Below are 16,654 nucleotides of genomic sequence, written 5' to 3'. Positions count from 1 at the left end.
AAGTAGTAGCAGAGCCACAAGTGGAAGAACAACCAATACAGCAAGTAGTGGTAGAGCAAGTACAAAAGCCAATTTCAAGTACGGAAGTACAAGAGAAAGCATATGTTGTAAATCAAAGAGAGAACGATATGCGAAATGTATTGCACACACCACCGACATACACTGTTCCGCCATTAGCGCTGTTGTCGATTCCACAGCAATCAGCGTTAGATAATACAGAATGGTTAGAGGAGCAGAAAGAATTATTAGATACAACGTTTAATAATTTTCACGTTGGAGCACATGTTATTAATGTATCGCAAGGTCCGGCAGTCACTCGTTTTGAGGTGCAGCCAGACCCAGGTGTGAAAGTAAATAAAATTACAAATTTAAGTGATGATATTAAGTTAAGCTTAGCTGCGAAAGATATTCGTATTGAAGCACCGATTCCAGGGAAGAGTGCGATTGGAATTGAAGTTCCGAATAAAGAAAGTAAGCCAGTATTTCTTCGCGAAATTTTAAGAAGTCCTGTATTCACAAAGAGTGAATCACCGCTTACTGTTGCGCTTGGACTTGATATCTCAGGGGATCCAATTGTAACGGATATTCGAAAAATGCCGCACGGACTTATTGCGGGTGCAACGGGTTCAGGTAAAAGTGTGTGTATTAACGCGATTTTAACGAGTATTTTATATAAAGCGAAACCACATGAAGTGAAGTTAATGTTAATTGATCCGAAGATGGTTGAGCTTGCACCATACAATTCTGTTCCACATCTTGTAGCACCTGTTATTACGGATGTAAAAGCAGCAACAGCTGCATTAAAATGGGCAGTTGAGGAAATGGAACGTCGTTATGAATTGTTTGCGCACGCAGGTGCTCGTGATTTAACTCGTTATAATACGATTGTAAGTGAGCGAGAAATTCCGGGAGAAACATTACCTTATATCGTTATTGTCATTGACGAGTTAGCCGATTTAATGATGGTAGCACCTGGTGATGTTGAGGAAGCGATTTGTCGTATTGCACAAAAAGCACGTGCTTGTGGTATTCATTTATTAGTAGCGACGCAGCGTCCATCTGTAGATGTTATTACAGGTTTAATTAAGTCAAACATTCCAACGCGTATTGCGTTTACTGTATCATCTCAAGTTGATTCGCGTACGATTATCGATATTGGTGGCGCGGAGAAATTACTTGGCCGTGGTGATATGTTATTCTTAGGGAACGGTACATCTAAGCCTGTTCGTGTACAAGGTGTATATGTATCGGATGATGAGATTGAAAAGACAGTTGATCATGTGAAAAAGCAAATGAAGCCGAATTACTTATTTAAGCAAGAGGATTTATTAGCGAAAACAGAACAAGCTGAGTCGGAAGACGAATTGTTCTTCGAAGCATGTCAATTTGTTGTAGAACAAGGGGGAGCGTCCACATCTTCTGTACAGCGAAAATTCCGCATCGGTTATAATCGCGCAGCACGTCTCATTGAAGAGATGCAATCGCAAGGAATTATTTCTGAAGCAAGAGGAACGAAGCCAAGAGATGTCCTTATTTCTGAGGATGAATTCGCTGCTATGCAGGAAACAAATGTATAGTAAACGGTTATGCTGTATACTAAGAGAAAATGTTGGATAGTAAAGTAGGGAGTAAAGCGACATGAAAGAAATTGAATTAAAATTAAAAGGTGAAATAAATAGACTAACAAATAAAACATTTAAATTTGACGAACGCGTTGGAGAAGGTTGGTTCTCTGCCGTTTACTTTTTAAAGACTAGAGAAATCATTGAAGAATTTCGCCCGAAAAGTGTTGTAACGATGCAATTTTTCCAAAAGGAAAATGCAGTTCTTTGCGGAACAGATGAAGTGATTGCGTTGTTACAAACATTCGCTAAAAATCCTGAGGAACTTGAGATTAACTCTTTAAAAGATGGCGATAAAATTAGTCCATTTGAAACAGTGTTAACAATTCATGGTCCTTATGAAAATTTCGGATTTTTAGAAGGTGTCATTGATGGGATTTTAGCTCGTCGTACATCGGTTGCGACAAACGTATATAACGTTGTCCAAGCTGCGCGTAGCGTAGATAAAGAAAAACCAGTTATTTTCATGGGAGATCGTGACGATCATTATACACAACAAGCTGGTGACGGTTATGCAGCATACATCGGAGGTATGAGCGCACAAGCGACGCATGCGATGAATGAATGGTGGGGCAAAAGTGGTATGGGGACGATGCCTCACGCATTAATTCAAATGTTTAATGGTGATGTTGTAGAAGCGGCAAAAGCATATCATAAGAAATTCCCAGAAGATGAATTAGTTGTATTAATTGATTACAACAATGATGTCATTACAGATGCACTTCGCGTAGCGCGTGAATTTGGATCAACATTAAAAGGTGTACGTGTAGATACGTCCCGCACGATGATTGATCAATACTTCATTCGCCACCCAGAAGTACTTGGAACATTCGATCCACGTGGTGTAAACCCATCGCTTGTATTCGCACTTCGTAAAGCACTTGATGAAGAAGGATTCCAGCATGTAGACATCGTTGTAACTGGTGGATTTGATGAGAAGCGTATTCGTGAATTTGAAGCTCAAAACGTACCTGTTGACATATACGGGGTAGGAAGTAGCTTATTAAAAATGAATATTGGCTTTACTGGTGATAATGTAGAATTAAATGGGAAACCAGAAGCAAAAGCTGGTCGTAAATATCGTCCAAACCCACGTTTAGAGCGTGTTCAATTAGAAAAAAGAGAAGAGATGTAAAAGAGAGAAAAACTGATAGGTGATTGACCCTATCAGTTTTTCTGTTATCATAGTATAGCGGCTTCTTTTTTGCTATAATGGACTTGTTATAGATATATAAAGAAGTACGTACGAGTTTATCCTGATAAGTGAAGGGAAGAATAACTTCACTACATCAAAAATGTATGATGATTACCAAAATAAGAAAAGATTCATATACTGTCTTATAGATAGGCCGTTGTATTAGTTCGAAATGTTGGAGGTTCTTTAAGATGACAGTTTACCATTTTGTAGGAATTAAAGGAACAGGAATGAGTTCATTAGCGCAAATTCTTCATGATATGAAGCATACTGTTCAAGGGTCTGATTATGAAAAGCGTTTCTTTACACAAACAGCGTTGGAAAAGCGTAGTATCTCGATCCTTCCTTTTGATAAGAATAATGTAGAAGAAGGACAAGTGATTATTGCAGGAAATGCATTTCCTGATACGCATGAAGAAATCGTAGCAGCAAAAGAATTAAACATCCCAGTCCATCGTTACCATCATTTCTTAGGTGACCTGATGAGCCAATACACAAGTGTTGCTGTAACTGGTGCACACGGAAAAACATCAACAACAGGTTTGTTAGCCCATGTAATGCAAGGTGCACATCCAACATCTTACCTTATTGGAGATGGAACAGGGCATGGGGTAGAAAATAGTAAGTATTTTGTATTTGAAGCTTGTGAGTATCGTCGTCATTTCTTGTCTTATAATCCAGACTATGCAATTATGACGAATATTGATTTTGATCATCCAGATTATTTTGCAGACATCAATGATGTATTCAGTGCATTCCAAGAGATGGCATTGCAAGTGAAAAAAGGCATTATTGCATGTGGAGATGATGAAGAACTTCAAAAAATTCAAGCGAAAGTACCTGTTATTTTCTATGGATTTGGAGAAGATAATGATTTCCAAGCACGCAACATCCAAAAGAGAACAGATGGCACTATTTTTGATGTATTCGTTCGTAATACGTACTATGACACGTTCAAAATTACAGGATACGGCAATCACAGCGTATTAAATGCGTTAGCAGTAATCGCGCTTTGCCATTATGAAAATGTTGATGTAGAAGCAGTAAAACATCAATTAACAACTTTTGAAGGCGTAAAACGTCGCTTTAATGAAAAGCCGATGGGAGAGCAAGTAATCATCGATGACTATGCACACCATCCGACAGAAATTAATGCAACGATTGAAGCAGCTCGTCAAAAACATCCAGAGCGTGAAATTGTCGCTGTATTCCAGCCACATACATTCTCACGTACAGAAAAGTTCTTAGATGAGTTTGCTGAAAGCTTAAGCAAAGCTGACCAAGTATACTTATGTGATATTTTCGGATCAGCACGCGAAAACAAAGGTGAATTAACAATCGAAGATTTGCAAAAGCGTATTGACGGTGCAGAACTAATTACAGATACAACAACGGATGTATTAAAGAAACATAAAAACGGCGTTCTAATTTTCATGGGCGCAGGAGACATCCAAAAATTCGAAGCAGCTTACGTAAAAGAAGTTCAAGTTGCAGAGAAGTAATAGAAAAGACGCATAGCTTAGCTGTGCGTCTTTTTTATGTTGTCGTGGTTATGCATTAATGTTGAAACGTCTATATATATGGAGTTGTGTTCGATATATTTCAAAAATCGTTGATATATTGGTACGCGTTTTGAAATATAAGTGTTAGAATAATAAGAAAACTAAAAAGGGGACTGAAAAATATGTTCACACTCCGAGTAGATGACGAAATCGAACTACAATTACTAGAAAAACATCATAAAGAGGAATTATATCAATTATTAGATCAAAACCGTAATCATTTACGAAAATGGCTCCCTTGGGTAGATGGGACGAAATCTGCTGATGCTTATGATGAGATTTTTCCGATGTGGTTAAAGAAGTTTGCAGAGGGAGACGGTTTTGAAAGTGGTATCCGTTACAAAGGAAAGCTCGTTGGGATGGTAGGCATTCATCCAGTGAGCTGGGGGAAGAAAGCGACGAGTCTTGGGTATTATCTTGCAGAAGATGCTGGCGGGAAAGGTATTATGACGCGTAGCGTAAAGGCTGTACTTCACTATGCATTTGAAAATTTAAAGTTGAATAAAATTGAAATTCGGTGCGGTGTTGGAAATGCGAAGAGCCGCGCAATTCCAGAACGTTTAGGATTTAAGTTAGATGGTATTTTACGAGATGAAGAATGGCTATATGATCATTTTCATGATATCGCTGTATATAGTTTACTAGCTTCAGAATGGAAAGAGATTCGATGAACGAGAAGATTCGTATTGTTCCATATGAAAGTACGTTTCAAGAGGAAGTAGTAGATCTTATCGTTCATATTCAGCAAAAAGAATATAATGTTCCCATTACGAAAGAAGAGCAACCTGATTTACTTGAAATAGAAACATTCTATCAAAAGGATTACGGAAACTTTTGGATAGCAATTTATGATGGTAAAGTAGTTGGAACAGTAGCTTTATTAGATATTGAGAATCATCAAGTAGCGTTAAGAAAAATGTTCGTGAAGAAAGAGTTTCGCGGAAAAGAATGGGGCGCATCACATATGTTGCTTCAAACAGCAATTTCATGGGCTGAGGATAAAAAATTGAAAGATATTTACTTAGGAACAACAGTAAAATTTTTAGCGGCACATCGTTTTTATGAAAAGAATGGTTTTGAAAGTGTGAGTATAGACGAGTTGCCGAAAAACTTTCCGGTGCTACAGGTAGATAAGAAATTTTATAGGTACATTGTGTAAAAGGTCATTTAGAAATGGCCTTTTTCTATGAAGCAAAATGGAAATAGTGGTATAATTTGGGTTAGGGGGTGTAGGTATGAACTTTCCAATTCAAAGAAGTAAGTCAGTAGTCATTTTCGTTTGTCTTACGTTAGCTTTTATGTTTATATATCCAATTGTCATGCTTTTCACCAATAAAGCGCATTGGATGTCAGCGTTGATTGGGATGGGTTTATGCTTCATTGTAAATGTACCACTCGTTTGGGAAGTATTTATTAAAAAACATAAAGTAGAAAATGGCGTATTAAAGTACGGTATTTTAAATGATGATATTGTATTAAAAGATGTGAGAATTATACGTCAGGTCGGAAAGTCTCTTGAAATTACGACGAATGCATATAAAGTACATATGGTTGCGATGCCGCAAAATATGGATGAATTCTTGGGGCTTATAGAGAAAGAAAATCCACATGTGAAAATAGAAATGGTAGGGAAGAAATAAAAACGCTCGGCGAAAATTCCGAGCGTTTTTATTATTATTTTAAGTTCTCTGGGTTTAAAGCTTCTAGTTCAGGTACAACGAAGCGTCCGTCTTTACGGATTAGTACGTCGTCGAAGTAAATTTCGCCGCCGCCGTATTCAGGGCGTTGGATGCATACTAAATCCCAGTGGATGTTCGAGTTGTTGCCGTTCCATGCATCGTCGTAAGCTTGTCCAGGAGTGAAGTGGAAGCTGCCATCGATTTTTTCATCGAATAGGATGTCTCCCATTGGATGTAAGATGTATGGGTTTACGCCAATTGCGAACTCACCAACGTAGCGTGCGCCTTCGTCTGTATCGAAGATTTTGTTAATGCGCTCTGTATCGTTTGCAGTTGCTTCAACGATTTGACCGTTCTCAAACTTAAGTTGTACATTTTCAAATGTATAACCGTTGTAAGGAGATGGTGTGTTGTAAGAAACTGTACCGTTAACAGAATCACGAACTGGTGCAGAGTATACTTCACCGTCTGGAATGTTTAAATGGCCTGAGCATTTAATTGCTGGAATGTCTTTAATAGAGAATGTTAAGTCAGTTCCAGGACCAGTTAAACGAACTTTATCTGTTTTATTCATTAATGTAACAAGGCTATCCATTGCCTTATCCATTTTACCGTAGTCTAAGTTACATACTTCGAAGTAGAAGTCTTCGAAAGCTTCTGTACTCATTTTAGCAAGCTGTGCCATAGAAGCATTTGGGTAGCGAAGAACAACCCAACGTGTTTTTGGAACGCGAATATCTCTATGAACTTTTTTACCAACTGTTTGGCCATGAACTTTCATACGCTCACTTGGAACGTCAGCTTGTTCATTAATATTATCGCCAGAGCGAAGACCGATATAAGCGTCCATGTCTTTCATTACGCTTGCTTCATATGCAGCGATTTGTTCGAAATGTTCTTCAGTAGCACCCATTAATAAAGAGCGATCTACTTGATGATCTTTTAAAGAGACGAATGGGAAACCACCAGCTGCATATGCTTCTTTTACAAGTGCAGTTACAAGTTCTTTTTGTAAGCCAAAGTTTTCAATTAATACTTTTTCACCTTTTTGTAAGCGGATAGAGTAGTTAATTAAATTGTATGCTAACTTTTCAATACGTGGATCTTTCATATGTAAAGCCTCCCTACTAATTATGTATCCTCTCCTATTGTAACCTACTTAGTGGAATTTGTTGAATGATTTATGTTACAGTTAACGAATAAGTATGAAAATTCTAATGATGAGATAGGGATTAGAATGAAACGGAAAATGATTGTATAATAGGGGAAAGTATGAAAAAGATAAAGGAAGTGATGAAATGCAAGTTCTTTTATATGTAAGTGCGGCTATTATCGCGGTTGCTTTCGCAGTATTAGTAGTGTATGTATGCAGAACGTTGTTATCGGTTCAGAAGACGTTGGAAAACGTTGCAAGTACGTTAGAAGGTTTAGAAAAGCAAATGCAAGGAATTAGCGTAGAGACAGAGCAATTATTACATAAAACGAATGCGTTAGCTGATGATATTCAACAGAAGTCACAGTCATTAAATAAAGTGGTAGCGGGTGTAGATGGGATTGGAACGACAATCCAATCTTTAAATACGAAGCTTCGTAATGTATCGGACTCTGTAACGGACGAAATTGAAAATAACGCTGATAAAGTAGCGCAAGTTGTACAGTGGAGCAGTGCGGCGATTGAAGTATACAATCATTACCGTGCGTCGAGACAAGAGAAGAAGGTTGAAAAAGAAGAGCGTAAATTAGAAAGAATTGAGAAAAAAGCTGAAAAGAAAGAGAAGCGCTCTAGATTTCGTATGAGAGGTGAATCGTGATGAATATGACAAAACTTGAAACAATTGAAGAGCTTGAAGTCTTAGTAGAAAAGAACGAGCCGTATGTTCTTTTTAAACATAGTACGACATGCCCGATTAGTCACGGTGCATACACAGAATTTCAAGCGTATTGCAGCGAAGAAAGAGAAGTGCCAGCGTATTACTTATACGTACAAGATGCGAGAGATGTGTCAAATCGTGTTGCAGAACAATACAGTATTAGACATGAATCACCGCAAGTGTTATACATAAAAGATGGGATGGTAGTATGGAATACATCTCATTGGAATATTAAAAAAGATGCTTTAGAAGAGAATATAAAGTAAAAAGAAGCAAGCTAAAGGTGCTTGCTTCTTTTTTTTTGTTTTTGTTGAAATATATTTAGTGGTACACTATTAATAGTTCAAACTAAATAACTAGATTGTTGAAAGTAGGTTTTAAGTAATGAAGAAAATGGCATTATCCTTCGCAGTCGTAAGTTTATTACTAGGAGCTTGTAGTAACAATAGTAATACGATTAGTAAGAAGGATGAAGTTATACAAAAAGATACAAAAGAAAAAAGTATGATTCCGAGAACTGCTGTTTCTAAAGATTATTATAGAACTGTTATTCCTTTAAAAGAACAAAAGGTTATTAATACAGCTAATATAAAAACAAATTCTAAATTAGATTTAGCAGAGTATGAAAATGGTTTAATAAATATTGCAACGCAGCAATTTGATACAGAGAGTCACGTACTGCAATTAAACCAGTATATTCCAGAGAAACTAATTGATGAACTAGTTGCGAAAGTAGAAGCGCCAGTTTTGACGAATATTATAGAACAAGACTATTTCGGAAAACAGAATTCAAATGAATTAAGTTTATCTGGTGTTATGATAGGTTTAGCTATGTCTTCAAGTGTATCGAATGAAGAGGCTATGTCTAAAGGGACTGAAGTTGCTAAACAACTTATTGAAGCTATTAACAAAAATGATAAGTATAACAAATCTCCAATTACGTTTGCTATCTTTAAGCAAGAAAGTACTAGTTCTTTAAAAAATGGTACGTATATTGCTAGTGCTACTGTTCAAAAGAATGATACGAACCTTGGAAATTGGAGTACAATTGATGAAAAGTCGTATTCATATCCTTCTGATGAATTTACACAAGCACATGGAGAAGATAATACAAAAATAAATAACTTTGCTAAGGAAATAAAAGGTTTTTCTAATGGAGATTTTATTCCAGTCAACGCTAAAGTTTCTTATAAGAAAGATCAAATGGATACATTAAATATGAATATTGTTATTAAATATAACGGTAAAACAGAATTAATGGCTCTTACCCAATTGGCTGCGCAAGGTATGTTAGACAAATTGCCTAAAGATGCGAAAGTACAATTACAGATCAAGTCCGAAAGTAAAATTGAGGCCGTTATTATAAAAGAGAAAAACAGTGATAAACCGTTTGTTTCCTTCTTGTAAAAAAAGACAGTATGTAAACTGTCTTTTTTTTATTTTAAATGAAAATATACAATGTTTTTTGATAGTAATTCATTGCTGTATATCGTGTGACAATCGTATATGTATCAGCTATAATAAGTTATCTTAAAAAAGTAACATATAGGAATTTGAAAGAGGTGGCTTTCTTATGGCATCACAACAATTAGGTCGTTTACGTTCTGAAATTGATCAACTTAATTTACAAATATTAGAGTTACTAAACGAAAGAGGTCGTCTCGTACAAGAAGTTGGTAATTTAAAAGAAGTACAAGGTGTGAAACGTTTTGATCCTGTACGTGAAAGAAATATGCTGGATTTAATTGCAGAGAATAATAATGGTCCATTTGAAACTTCGACTTTACAACATATTTTCAAACAAATTTTTCAAGCTGGTTTAGAATTACAAGAAGATGATCATCGTAAAGCATTACTTGTTTCTCGTAAGAAAAAAACAGAAGATACGATTGTTGAAATTAATGGTGAAAAAATTGGTGACGGAAATCAGCATTTTATTATGGGACCGTGTGCAGTGGAAAGTTATGAACAAGTACGTCAAGTTGCTGAAGCAATGAAAGAGCAAGGTCTGAAATTAATGCGTGGTGGTGCGTTCAAACCACGTACTTCACCGTATGATTTTCAAGGTCTTGGATTAGAGGGATTACAAATTTTGCGCCAGGTAGCAGATGAATATGATTTGGCTGTTATTAGTGAAATTTTAAATCCGAATGATATTGAGATGTCATTAGATTACGTTGATGTTATTCAAATTGGTGCTCGCAATATGCAAAACTTTGATTTGCTAAGGGCAGCTGGTGCTGTAAATAAACCAGTATTATTAAAACGTGGTCTATCAGCAACGATTGAAGAATTCATTAATGCGGCAGAATATATTATGGCAAAGGGAAATGGGAACATTATTTTATGTGAACGAGGTATTCGCACGTATGAAAGAGCGACGCGTAATACGCTTGATATTTCTGCTGTGCCGATTTTAAAGAAAGAAACACATTTACCTGTCGTTGTCGATGTAACGCATTCTACAGGGCGACGTGACCTTCTCTTACCAACTGCAAAAGCAGCGATGGCAATTGGTGCAGATGCAATTATGGCTGAAGTACATCCAGATCCAGCTGTAGCTTTATCAGATGCGGCGCAGCAAATGAATATACCGCAGTTCAATGATTTTATGAATGAATTAAAATCATTTGGAAGTAAATTATAAAAACTTTTAATGAGCTGTTCCAAAAAGGCATTTTGGAACAGCTTTCTCCTATTGTATAGCGACTGTCATTGTCGATTTTTGTTGGTAAGTTGATATATTTAAAAAATCGCTGATATAATTAGAGTTGCGGTCGATATATTTGGAAAATCGCTGATATATTTCGAGTTATAGTCGATATATTCGAAAAATCGCCGATATAAATTTCATTTACTATCGTACTGCTTAAAATAAGATTTCTACTTAGGAAACATCTATTTTTTTACAAAAAATGCCCTTTTTTCATAAAAAATACGAAAATACGAGAAAAGAAGCGAATTTTTTCGAAACTTTTGCGGGAAAATATTGTATGAGCCTGCGTTTTTATCGTATCATTAGTAAAAGGAAGAACTCGGGACGATTGGTGGCATCTGCAAATAGAGTTGATGTCTTTTTTTCATTCAAGTAACCGATACATAAAAATAGATAACAAAAATAGAAGGAGTGTGCGATGAGATGAACGTAACAATCTATGATGTAGCGCGCGAAGCAAACGTTTCAATGGCTACCGTATCTCGTGTTGTGAACGGTAACCCAAATGTAAAGCCTACAACAAGAAAGAAAGTATTAGAAGCAATTGATCGTTTAGGATACCGCCCGAATGCGGTAGCACGTGGACTAGCAAGTAAGAAGACAACTACAGTAGGTGTTATTATTCCTGATATCTCAAATACGTTTTATGCAGAACTTGCACGTGGAATTGAAGATATCGCAACAATGTACAAATATAACATCATTTTAAGTAACTCTGATCAAAACAAAGAGAAAGAGTTCCATTTATTAAATACGATGCTTGGAAAACAAGTGGACGGAATTGTTTTTATGGGTGAAGATATTACAGACATTCACATTGAAGAATTTAAAAAATCTCCAGTACCAATTGTATTAGCAGCGTCATTTGATGAGCAAAATGAAACGCCATCAGTAAATATTGATTATACACAAGCAGCTTATGATGCAATGAAGCACTTTATCGAGCAAGGACATAAACGTATCGGTTTCGTCTCTGGTCCTTTCATTGATAAAGCGGGAAGCGCGAAGAAGTTACAAGGTTATAAAAAAGCTTTAGAAGAAGCAGGTATTTCATATGATGAAAATCTTGTAATCGATGGAGATTACACATATGACTCAGGTATTGAAGCATTCGAAAAGCTTTGGAGCAATGATGAAAAGCCAACAGCAATCTTCGTGTCTTCTGATGAAATGGCACTAGGTGTAATCCATGCAGCACAAGACGCTGGATTAAACGTACCAACTGACGTAGAAGTACTTGGTTTCGATAATACACGCCTTGCATTAATGGTTCGTCCGCAGCTTTCAACAGTTGTTCAACCGATGTATGATATCGGTGCAGTAGCAATGCGTTTATTAACAAAGTATATGAACAAAGAAAAAGTGGAAGATCACACTGTTATATTACCTCACCGTATCCAATTTAGAGATTCAACGAAGTAAGTATAAAAAAGCTCACAGCGATTGCTGTGAGCTTTTATTCGGATTCAGGATAGTATTTTTGTACGACTGTATCCACCGCTTTATTTTTCTTAACGTGTAAAAATCTTGCGTACAGTTCTTTTCCAGTTTCAAAGGGGGTATCGTCTAATTCAAACACATGCAACACTTTTCGAAACGTCCACGTTATTTGCTCATCGTACATATTATCGTACGTATCTTCAGATTGCATAGCAATTTTTTTACCAAGTTCGTGAGCATCCTCTAAACTGTTTGCTTTAACAAGAATAATGCTTTCTTCAAAAAGTGTATCGTGATTCTCTTCATAATGCCTTCGCTATAGATGGGGCTATTCCTTGTTATATGTCACATAAGTGCAAATTTAACTATTATAGGGCAATGTCATGTATAATAGAAAGAAAAGGCTTGTGAGGGGGGAAAAGAGATGATCGTTCTTTGGATAATTACGCTTTGTATGACTGCTATTTTTGCATATATGACGTTAAAACAAAATGGTTTAAAGCGATTTGTTCCAGGAAGTATTCTTGCAGGAATTGCCCTTATCACGTATGTAATTTCTATTTTTATTGAAAGTGTATCAGTAGATATGAGCACAAGTTTAATGTTTATTGGTATTACACTATTTGCAGGTAGCATTATGGTACTTATGGTTGCTGGTATTATTTTATTTATTCATATGAATTCGGAAACGTTATAGCATATAGAAAAGGCATGTCCCGAGGGACATGCCTTTTTATCCGTTCAATTATGCTCTATCTTTAGAAGAGTTTTGCTGTTTTAGTAAGTCGCGAATTTCGCCAAGAAGAACTTCTTCTTTTGTTGGTTCTGGAATTTCTTCCTCTTTTTCTTCTTCTTCTTCTCTTTTAGATGTTAGTTTGTTGAAAACTTTAACAAACATAAAGATAGAAGCTGCGATAATTAAGAAGTCAAAAATTGTTTGGATGAAGTTACCATACATAACAGCAGATTTACCGTATCCAAAGTGTAAACTTGTAAAGTCAACGCCACCTAATACCATACCAAGTAATGGGGTGATGATATCTTTTACTAAAGAACTAACGATTTTACCGAATGCAGCACCGATTACAACCCCGACAGCTAAATCAACGACATTCCCTTTGAAAGCGAATTTTTTAAACTCGTTCCACATGTGTTAATCCCATCCTTTCCACGATTCATTATGAAATTTATAATTCCTATCAACATATTCTATAGAAATTTACGAGAGAAATAAAGAGGGAATGGGAATGAAAGTAAATTCTGAAAAATGTATCCGTTTTAATTTTTGTTTACATCATCTAGTAAAGATTGCAACAGTTGCTGGGTTTTTAATCCTTCTAATCCATCTACAACAGGCTTTGTATCGCCTTGTACACACTCAATAAAATGATGAACAGCATCTTCAAAACCACGTTGTTTTAACGTCGTATCCCATGATGGGGAACCACTTTGTGAAACTGAGTTTTCCTGTTCAATTTCAAATGTATTCATATTTTTTATGCGAATGATTTTCCCTGGCGTTACAAGTTCAATTTGTTCTAAATTTGTACCGGCATGGCGATGCATTGCAGTAGAAAGTAATAGTCCACTTGGAGTTGTATATGTATGATGTCCGTAAAGAAGTTCATTCTTTTCATTGATTTGCATCATATTGTGAACGACGTTAAGATCATCATTAGCTAACCAGCGAGCAGTATCTACAATGTGTAAATAATCATCTAACATAGTGAAGTCGTACGTATATGGCCCGACTTTATTTGTACGATGCTTTTCAATTCGAATCCATGAAATATCATTAGCCTGTTCTTTGGCAGCGACATACATAGGAACGAATCTGCGATTAAATCCGACCATTAATTTTCGGTTATATTTCTCGCTTAACTCGACTAGTTGCTCAGCTTGTTCCACTGTAGCTGCTAGCGGTTTATCAACATAAACGTCGATCCCTTTTTTTAGAAGTTCAGAAACGATTTCATAATGCGATGCAGTTGAACTATGAACGAAGATTGCATCGCATTCCGAAGCTAACATTTCAATAGAATGAAAGTCTTGAATTCGGTATTGCTGGCAAACTTGTTTTCTTTTCTGTGCGTTAGGTGTAAACGCCCCTACAAAATTCCAATCAGTTTCTTTTGTAAGTGTTGGAAGATAGGCCTTTTGCGCAATACTTCCAAGTCCAATCATCCCAATTTTAGGTTTGTTCATGTTTATTCCCCCCTATTAATAGTAATGTAACGGCTTAAATGTAGCATAGGGTGGGGGAGGAAGACAAAAATTAGCTTTTTACTTACGGTCTTCTAACAAAATCTTCTCTATCTCCTCAAAGTGATGAGCGCGAGCATGCTCTAGCGGGGTAACACCATCATTGTCTGGAATATTTACATCTGCACCGTGCTCAATAAGAAGGCGAATGACTTGTTGCGGTGTTTCGTTTCCGTTATTTAGTACGATGGCTTCCATTAAAGCTGTCCAACCGAGATTATTGACATGGTTTACATCGATATTTGTTCGAGTGAGGAGTTCTTTTATAACGTCAATATAGCCATGTTCTGAAGCTGGGATAAGAGCTGTTCCGCCGTAACGATTTGTAATCGTAGGATCTGCACCAGCATCAATTGTTAGTTTTAAAATGTCTAAGTAACCTTCCGCACCGGCGTATAGAAAGGGATTATTTTTCATGTCATCTTGGATATTTACGTCAGCACCAGCTTCGATAAGAGCCTTTGCGGTTTTTACATTATTTTTGTATGTAGCAATCATAAGCGGAGTGCGTCCTTGATTATCCATCGCATTTATATTTGCGCCTTGTTTTAGTAAAGATATAACAGTATTCGTTTCATTTTTTTCAGTAGCTGCTAGTAGTGCAGTCTCCATGTTTATCATCTCCTTTTTTACTTCTTGTTCTTGCGAGCATCCTTGTAAAAAAATTACGCAACATATCATACTGAATGTTTTTTTGAACATGGAATTTCAACCTCCTAATTTCAACTGTAAAATAGGAACATTAAATTTTTATAAACTGACGCTAAAATTACTATAAAATCGCTTGAGTAATTGAACATATATTTTTATGCTTATAAATAATAAGGTTTGATAAAGTGAGGATTTAAGATATGTCTATTAAAACAAGGTTTTTATTTTCTTATATTGCTGTTATCCTCGTTTCCATTACGCTTATATTAGTCACGGGATTTTTAATCGTTTTTTCGATAACAGGTGACTTGGAAGCAGTGAAAAATTTCTATAAAAGTTCTTACATTCAAAAGCCGCTTACACCAGAAGAAGAGAATGCCTATCTTGAGTTGAAGTCAGCAGCCAAACAGCATCAATCTCAATTGTTAGATGAGTCGTTTGTCTCAGCAATAGAAAAAGAGGGTGTGAAAATAGTAGTAAGAAAAGGAGAAACACTTTCATATGCTTCAAACGTATTTGAAAGTGTATCTTTAAAAGAAGCCCTTCCGAAATTTGAATCAGCAAATATTAATAGTCGTGGTACAACGGAACTAGGCGATACATTTTATCGATATGTAAAGTTTGATTTTTATTTTCCTCAGGAAGAAGAGGGAAGTATATTTGTATTAAAAAAGCAAAGTTCATTTGTAGATCTTACACAAAAATTATTTCCAATCTTATTCGTATCGCTTTTACTACTAGCCATTTTACTCATTGGATTATTAAGTTACCTCGTTTCAAGAAGTGTAATAAAACCAATTTTTGTATTGAAAGGCGCAACGGAGAAAATTAAAGAAGGAAATTTAGATTTTCAAATACCAGTTACATCACACGATGAAATAGGGCAATTAAATCAAGGATTTGAGGAAATGAGGAAGAGATTAAAAGAATCGATAGAGATGCAAACGCAGTATGAAGAAAATCGAAAAGAGCTTATTTCAAACATCTCTCATGATTTAAAAACACCGATTACATCAATTATCGGATATGTAGAAGGAATAAAGGACGGAGTAGCAAATACGCCAGAAAAAATGGATAAGTATTTAACAACTATCCATACGAAGGCAAAACATATGGACACACTCATTGATGAACTATTTTTATTTTCGAAGCTCGATTTGAATCGAGTTCCATTCCAGTTTGAAACAGTTGAATTGAATACGTTTATGCAAGAATTAATAGAAGAGATGCAGATGGATTTAAGTGAAGAAGGTATAGAAGTGCGCCTACAGTTACATGCATCACCACTATATGTAACGGCTGATTGCGAAAAGATCAATAGAGTTATATCAAATTTAATTCATAATAGTGTGAAATACATGGATAAAGAAGAGAAGAAAATTACTGTAACAGTATCGAGTGATAATAATAAAGTTATTGTGAAAGTGATGGACAACGGATCAGGTATAGAATCTGATACATTGCCGTATATCTTTGAACGTTTTTATCGTGCAGAACAATCGCGGAATTCTAGCACAGGTGGAAGTGGACTTGGTTTAGCAATAGCGAAGCAAATTGTTGAAGAACATGGCGGGGAAATTTGGGCGGAAAGCGAGCTTGGTAAAGGCACAAGCATTTTCTTCTCATTGGAAAAAGTAGAGGAATGTGGTGAGTAAA

General features: G+C 36.1%; 17 protein-coding genes and 1 pseudogene. 13 read left to right on the top strand and 5 right to left on the bottom strand.

Features of this window, described 5'->3' with window-relative positions; all coding sequences use genetic code 11:
- The 6 genes from HMPREF2590_RS11530 to HMPREF2590_RS11505 all read left to right on the top strand — a co-directional run.
- Positions 1-1,577, top strand: a 1,577-nt coding sequence (locus HMPREF2590_RS11530; protein ID WP_141763530.1) for a DNA translocase FtsK, incomplete at its 5' end; no start/stop codon positions are given.
- 61 nt (positions 1,578-1,638) lie between these two features.
- Positions 1,639-2,757 (top strand): nicotinate phosphoribosyltransferase, encoded by a 1,119-nt coding sequence (locus tag HMPREF2590_RS11525; RefSeq protein ID WP_000658370.1) that lies wholly within the window; start codon positions 1,639-1,641, stop codon positions 2,755-2,757.
- A gap of 251 nt (positions 2,758-3,008) precedes the next feature.
- Positions 3,009-4,319 carry a UDP-N-acetylmuramate--L-alanine ligase gene (gene murC, locus HMPREF2590_RS11520; protein WP_000219468.1) on the top strand — a complete coding sequence of 437 codons (1,311 nt, stop codon included), beginning with the start codon at positions 3,009-3,011 and terminating at the stop codon, positions 4,317-4,319.
- Positions 4,320-4,501: 182 nt separating this feature from the next.
- Positions 4,502-5,050, top strand: a complete 549-nt coding sequence (locus HMPREF2590_RS11515) for a GNAT family N-acetyltransferase (RefSeq protein ID WP_000494681.1) — start codon at positions 4,502-4,504, stop codon at positions 5,048-5,050.
- Positions 5,047-5,538: a GNAT family N-acetyltransferase gene (locus HMPREF2590_RS11510; protein ID WP_044584910.1), complete on the top strand. Its 492-nt coding sequence runs from the start codon at positions 5,047-5,049 to the stop codon at positions 5,536-5,538. Before HMPREF2590_RS11515 ends, HMPREF2590_RS11510 begins: the two co-directional genes overlap by 4 nt.
- 76 nt (positions 5,539-5,614) lie before the next feature.
- Positions 5,615-6,019, top strand: coding sequence for a PH domain-containing protein (locus tag HMPREF2590_RS11505; protein WP_001010629.1), 405 nt, complete (start codon positions 5,615-5,617; stop codon positions 6,017-6,019).
- 34 nt (positions 6,020-6,053) lie between these two features.
- On the opposite strand, the gene HMPREF2590_RS11500 is transcribed toward HMPREF2590_RS11505, so the two are convergent.
- Entirely contained in the window at positions 6,054-7,169 is a 1,116-nt protein-coding gene (locus HMPREF2590_RS11500; RefSeq protein WP_000654731.1) for an aminopeptidase, read from the bottom strand.
- Between the two features lie 187 nt (positions 7,170-7,356).
- On the opposite strand from HMPREF2590_RS11500, the gene HMPREF2590_RS11495 reads away from it, so the two are divergent.
- The 5 genes from HMPREF2590_RS11495 to ccpA all read left to right on the top strand — a co-directional run bounded on the left by HMPREF2590_RS11495 (position 7,357) and on the right by ccpA (position 12,067).
- A complete protein-coding gene (locus tag HMPREF2590_RS11495) occupies positions 7,357-7,869 on the top strand; it encodes a DUF948 domain-containing protein (protein ID WP_001197720.1) in 513 nt (170 codons plus the stop codon).
- Positions 7,869-8,195: a bacillithiol system redox-active protein YtxJ gene (gene ytxJ / locus HMPREF2590_RS11490; RefSeq protein ID WP_001057469.1), complete on the top strand. Its 327-nt coding sequence runs from the start codon at positions 7,869-7,871 to the stop codon at positions 8,193-8,195. The genes HMPREF2590_RS11495 and ytxJ overlap by 1 nt, the downstream gene beginning before the upstream one ends.
- 118 nt (positions 8,196-8,313) lie before the next feature.
- The gene (locus HMPREF2590_RS11485; protein ID WP_000738025.1) at positions 8,314-9,336 is read left to right on the top strand and encodes a CamS family sex pheromone protein; all 1,023 of its coding nucleotides are present in this window, start codon (positions 8,314-8,316) and stop codon (positions 9,334-9,336) included.
- Positions 9,337-9,502: 166 nt separating this feature from the next.
- Positions 9,503-10,576: a bifunctional 3-deoxy-7-phosphoheptulonate synthase/chorismate mutase gene (locus HMPREF2590_RS11480; protein ID WP_000168204.1), complete on the top strand. Its 1,074-nt coding sequence runs from the start codon at positions 9,503-9,505 to the stop codon at positions 10,574-10,576.
- 492 nt (positions 10,577-11,068) lie between these two features.
- A complete protein-coding gene (ccpA, locus tag HMPREF2590_RS11470; RefSeq protein WP_001103297.1) occupies positions 11,069-12,067 on the top strand; it encodes a catabolite control protein A in 999 nt (332 codons plus the stop codon).
- 34 nt (positions 12,068-12,101) lie between these two features.
- Here ccpA and HMPREF2590_RS11465 read toward each other — a convergent pair.
- Positions 12,102-12,395 (bottom strand): annotated as a pseudogene (locus HMPREF2590_RS11465) (DUF4288 domain-containing protein); the annotation flags it as partial.
- A gap of 114 nt (positions 12,396-12,509) precedes the next feature.
- Here HMPREF2590_RS11465 and HMPREF2590_RS11460 point away from each other — a divergent pair.
- Positions 12,510-12,782: a DUF3917 domain-containing protein gene (locus HMPREF2590_RS11460; protein ID WP_000636589.1), complete on the top strand. Its 273-nt coding sequence runs from the start codon at positions 12,510-12,512 to the stop codon at positions 12,780-12,782.
- Positions 12,783-12,830: 48 nt separating this feature from the next.
- On the opposite strand, the gene mscL is transcribed toward HMPREF2590_RS11460, so the two are convergent.
- The 3 genes from mscL to HMPREF2590_RS11445 form a co-directional block, all read right to left on the bottom strand.
- Positions 12,831-13,235: a large conductance mechanosensitive channel protein MscL gene (gene mscL / locus HMPREF2590_RS11455; RefSeq protein WP_050822124.1), complete on the bottom strand. Its 405-nt coding sequence runs from the start codon at positions 13,233-13,235 to the stop codon at positions 12,831-12,833.
- Positions 13,236-13,363: 128 nt separating this feature from the next.
- A complete protein-coding gene (locus tag HMPREF2590_RS11450; RefSeq protein ID WP_003310863.1) occupies positions 13,364-14,290 on the bottom strand; it encodes a Gfo/Idh/MocA family protein in 927 nt (308 codons plus the stop codon).
- Between the two features lie 78 nt (positions 14,291-14,368).
- Complete coding sequence (locus tag HMPREF2590_RS11445) at positions 14,369-15,049, bottom strand: ankyrin repeat domain-containing protein (protein WP_003310865.1); 681 nt, start codon at positions 15,047-15,049, stop codon at positions 14,369-14,371.
- Between the two features lie 149 nt (positions 15,050-15,198).
- On the opposite strand from HMPREF2590_RS11445, the gene HMPREF2590_RS11440 reads away from it, so the two are divergent.
- Complete coding sequence (locus HMPREF2590_RS11440) at positions 15,199-16,653, top strand: sensor histidine kinase (protein WP_000023892.1); 1,455 nt, start codon at positions 15,199-15,201, stop codon at positions 16,651-16,653.
- Position 16,654 lies beyond the last annotated feature (1 nt).

The sequence above is a fragment of the Bacillus sp. HMSC036E02 genome (assembly GCF_001836235.1).
Classification (GTDB): domain Bacteria; phylum Bacillota; class Bacilli; order Bacillales; family Bacillaceae_G; genus Bacillus_A; species Bacillus_A cereus.
This window is presented reverse-complemented; position numbering and strand designations above follow the sequence as displayed.

What these genes read in the sequence shown, in the direction of transcription:
- HMPREF2590_RS11510 (WP_044584910.1), top strand. Translation starts at nt 5,047, where the DNA reads ATGAACGAGAAGATTCGTATTGTTCCATATGAAAGTACGTTTCAAGAG.
- HMPREF2590_RS11515 (WP_000494681.1), top strand. Translation starts at nt 4,502, where the DNA reads ATGTTCACACTCCGAGTAGATGACGAAATCGAACTACAATTACTAGAA.
- HMPREF2590_RS11480 (WP_000168204.1), top strand. Translation starts at nt 9,503, where the DNA reads ATGGCATCACAACAATTAGGTCGTTTACGTTCTGAAATTGATCAACTT.
- HMPREF2590_RS11495 (WP_001197720.1), top strand. Translation starts at nt 7,357, where the DNA reads ATGCAAGTTCTTTTATATGTAAGTGCGGCTATTATCGCGGTTGCTTTC.
- HMPREF2590_RS11450 (WP_003310863.1), bottom strand. Translation starts at nt 14,290, where the DNA reads ATGAACAAACCTAAAATTGGGATGATTGGACTTGGAAGTATTGCGCAA.
- ccpA (WP_001103297.1), top strand. Translation starts at nt 11,069, where the DNA reads ATGAACGTAACAATCTATGATGTAGCGCGCGAAGCAAACGTTTCAATG.
- HMPREF2590_RS11440 (WP_000023892.1), top strand. Translation starts at nt 15,199, where the DNA reads ATGTCTATTAAAACAAGGTTTTTATTTTCTTATATTGCTGTTATCCTC.
- HMPREF2590_RS11525 (WP_000658370.1), top strand. Translation starts at nt 1,639, where the DNA reads ATGAAAGAAATTGAATTAAAATTAAAAGGTGAAATAAATAGACTAACA.
- HMPREF2590_RS11485 (WP_000738025.1), top strand. Translation starts at nt 8,314, where the DNA reads ATGAAGAAAATGGCATTATCCTTCGCAGTCGTAAGTTTATTACTAGGA.
- HMPREF2590_RS11505 (WP_001010629.1), top strand. Translation starts at nt 5,615, where the DNA reads ATGAACTTTCCAATTCAAAGAAGTAAGTCAGTAGTCATTTTCGTTTGT.
- mscL (WP_050822124.1), bottom strand. Translation starts at nt 13,235, where the DNA reads ATGTGGAACGAGTTTAAAAAATTCGCTTTCAAAGGGAATGTCGTTGAT.
- HMPREF2590_RS11460 (WP_000636589.1), top strand. Translation starts at nt 12,510, where the DNA reads ATGATCGTTCTTTGGATAATTACGCTTTGTATGACTGCTATTTTTGCA.
- ytxJ (WP_001057469.1), top strand. Translation starts at nt 7,869, where the DNA reads ATGAATATGACAAAACTTGAAACAATTGAAGAGCTTGAAGTCTTAGTA.
- HMPREF2590_RS11445 (WP_003310865.1), bottom strand. Translation starts at nt 15,049, where the DNA reads ATGTTCAAAAAAACATTCAGTATGATATGTTGCGTAATTTTTTTACAA.
- HMPREF2590_RS11500 (WP_000654731.1), bottom strand. Translation starts at nt 7,169, where the DNA reads ATGAAAGATCCACGTATTGAAAAGTTAGCATACAATTTAATTAACTAC.
- murC (WP_000219468.1), top strand. Translation starts at nt 3,009, where the DNA reads ATGACAGTTTACCATTTTGTAGGAATTAAAGGAACAGGAATGAGTTCA.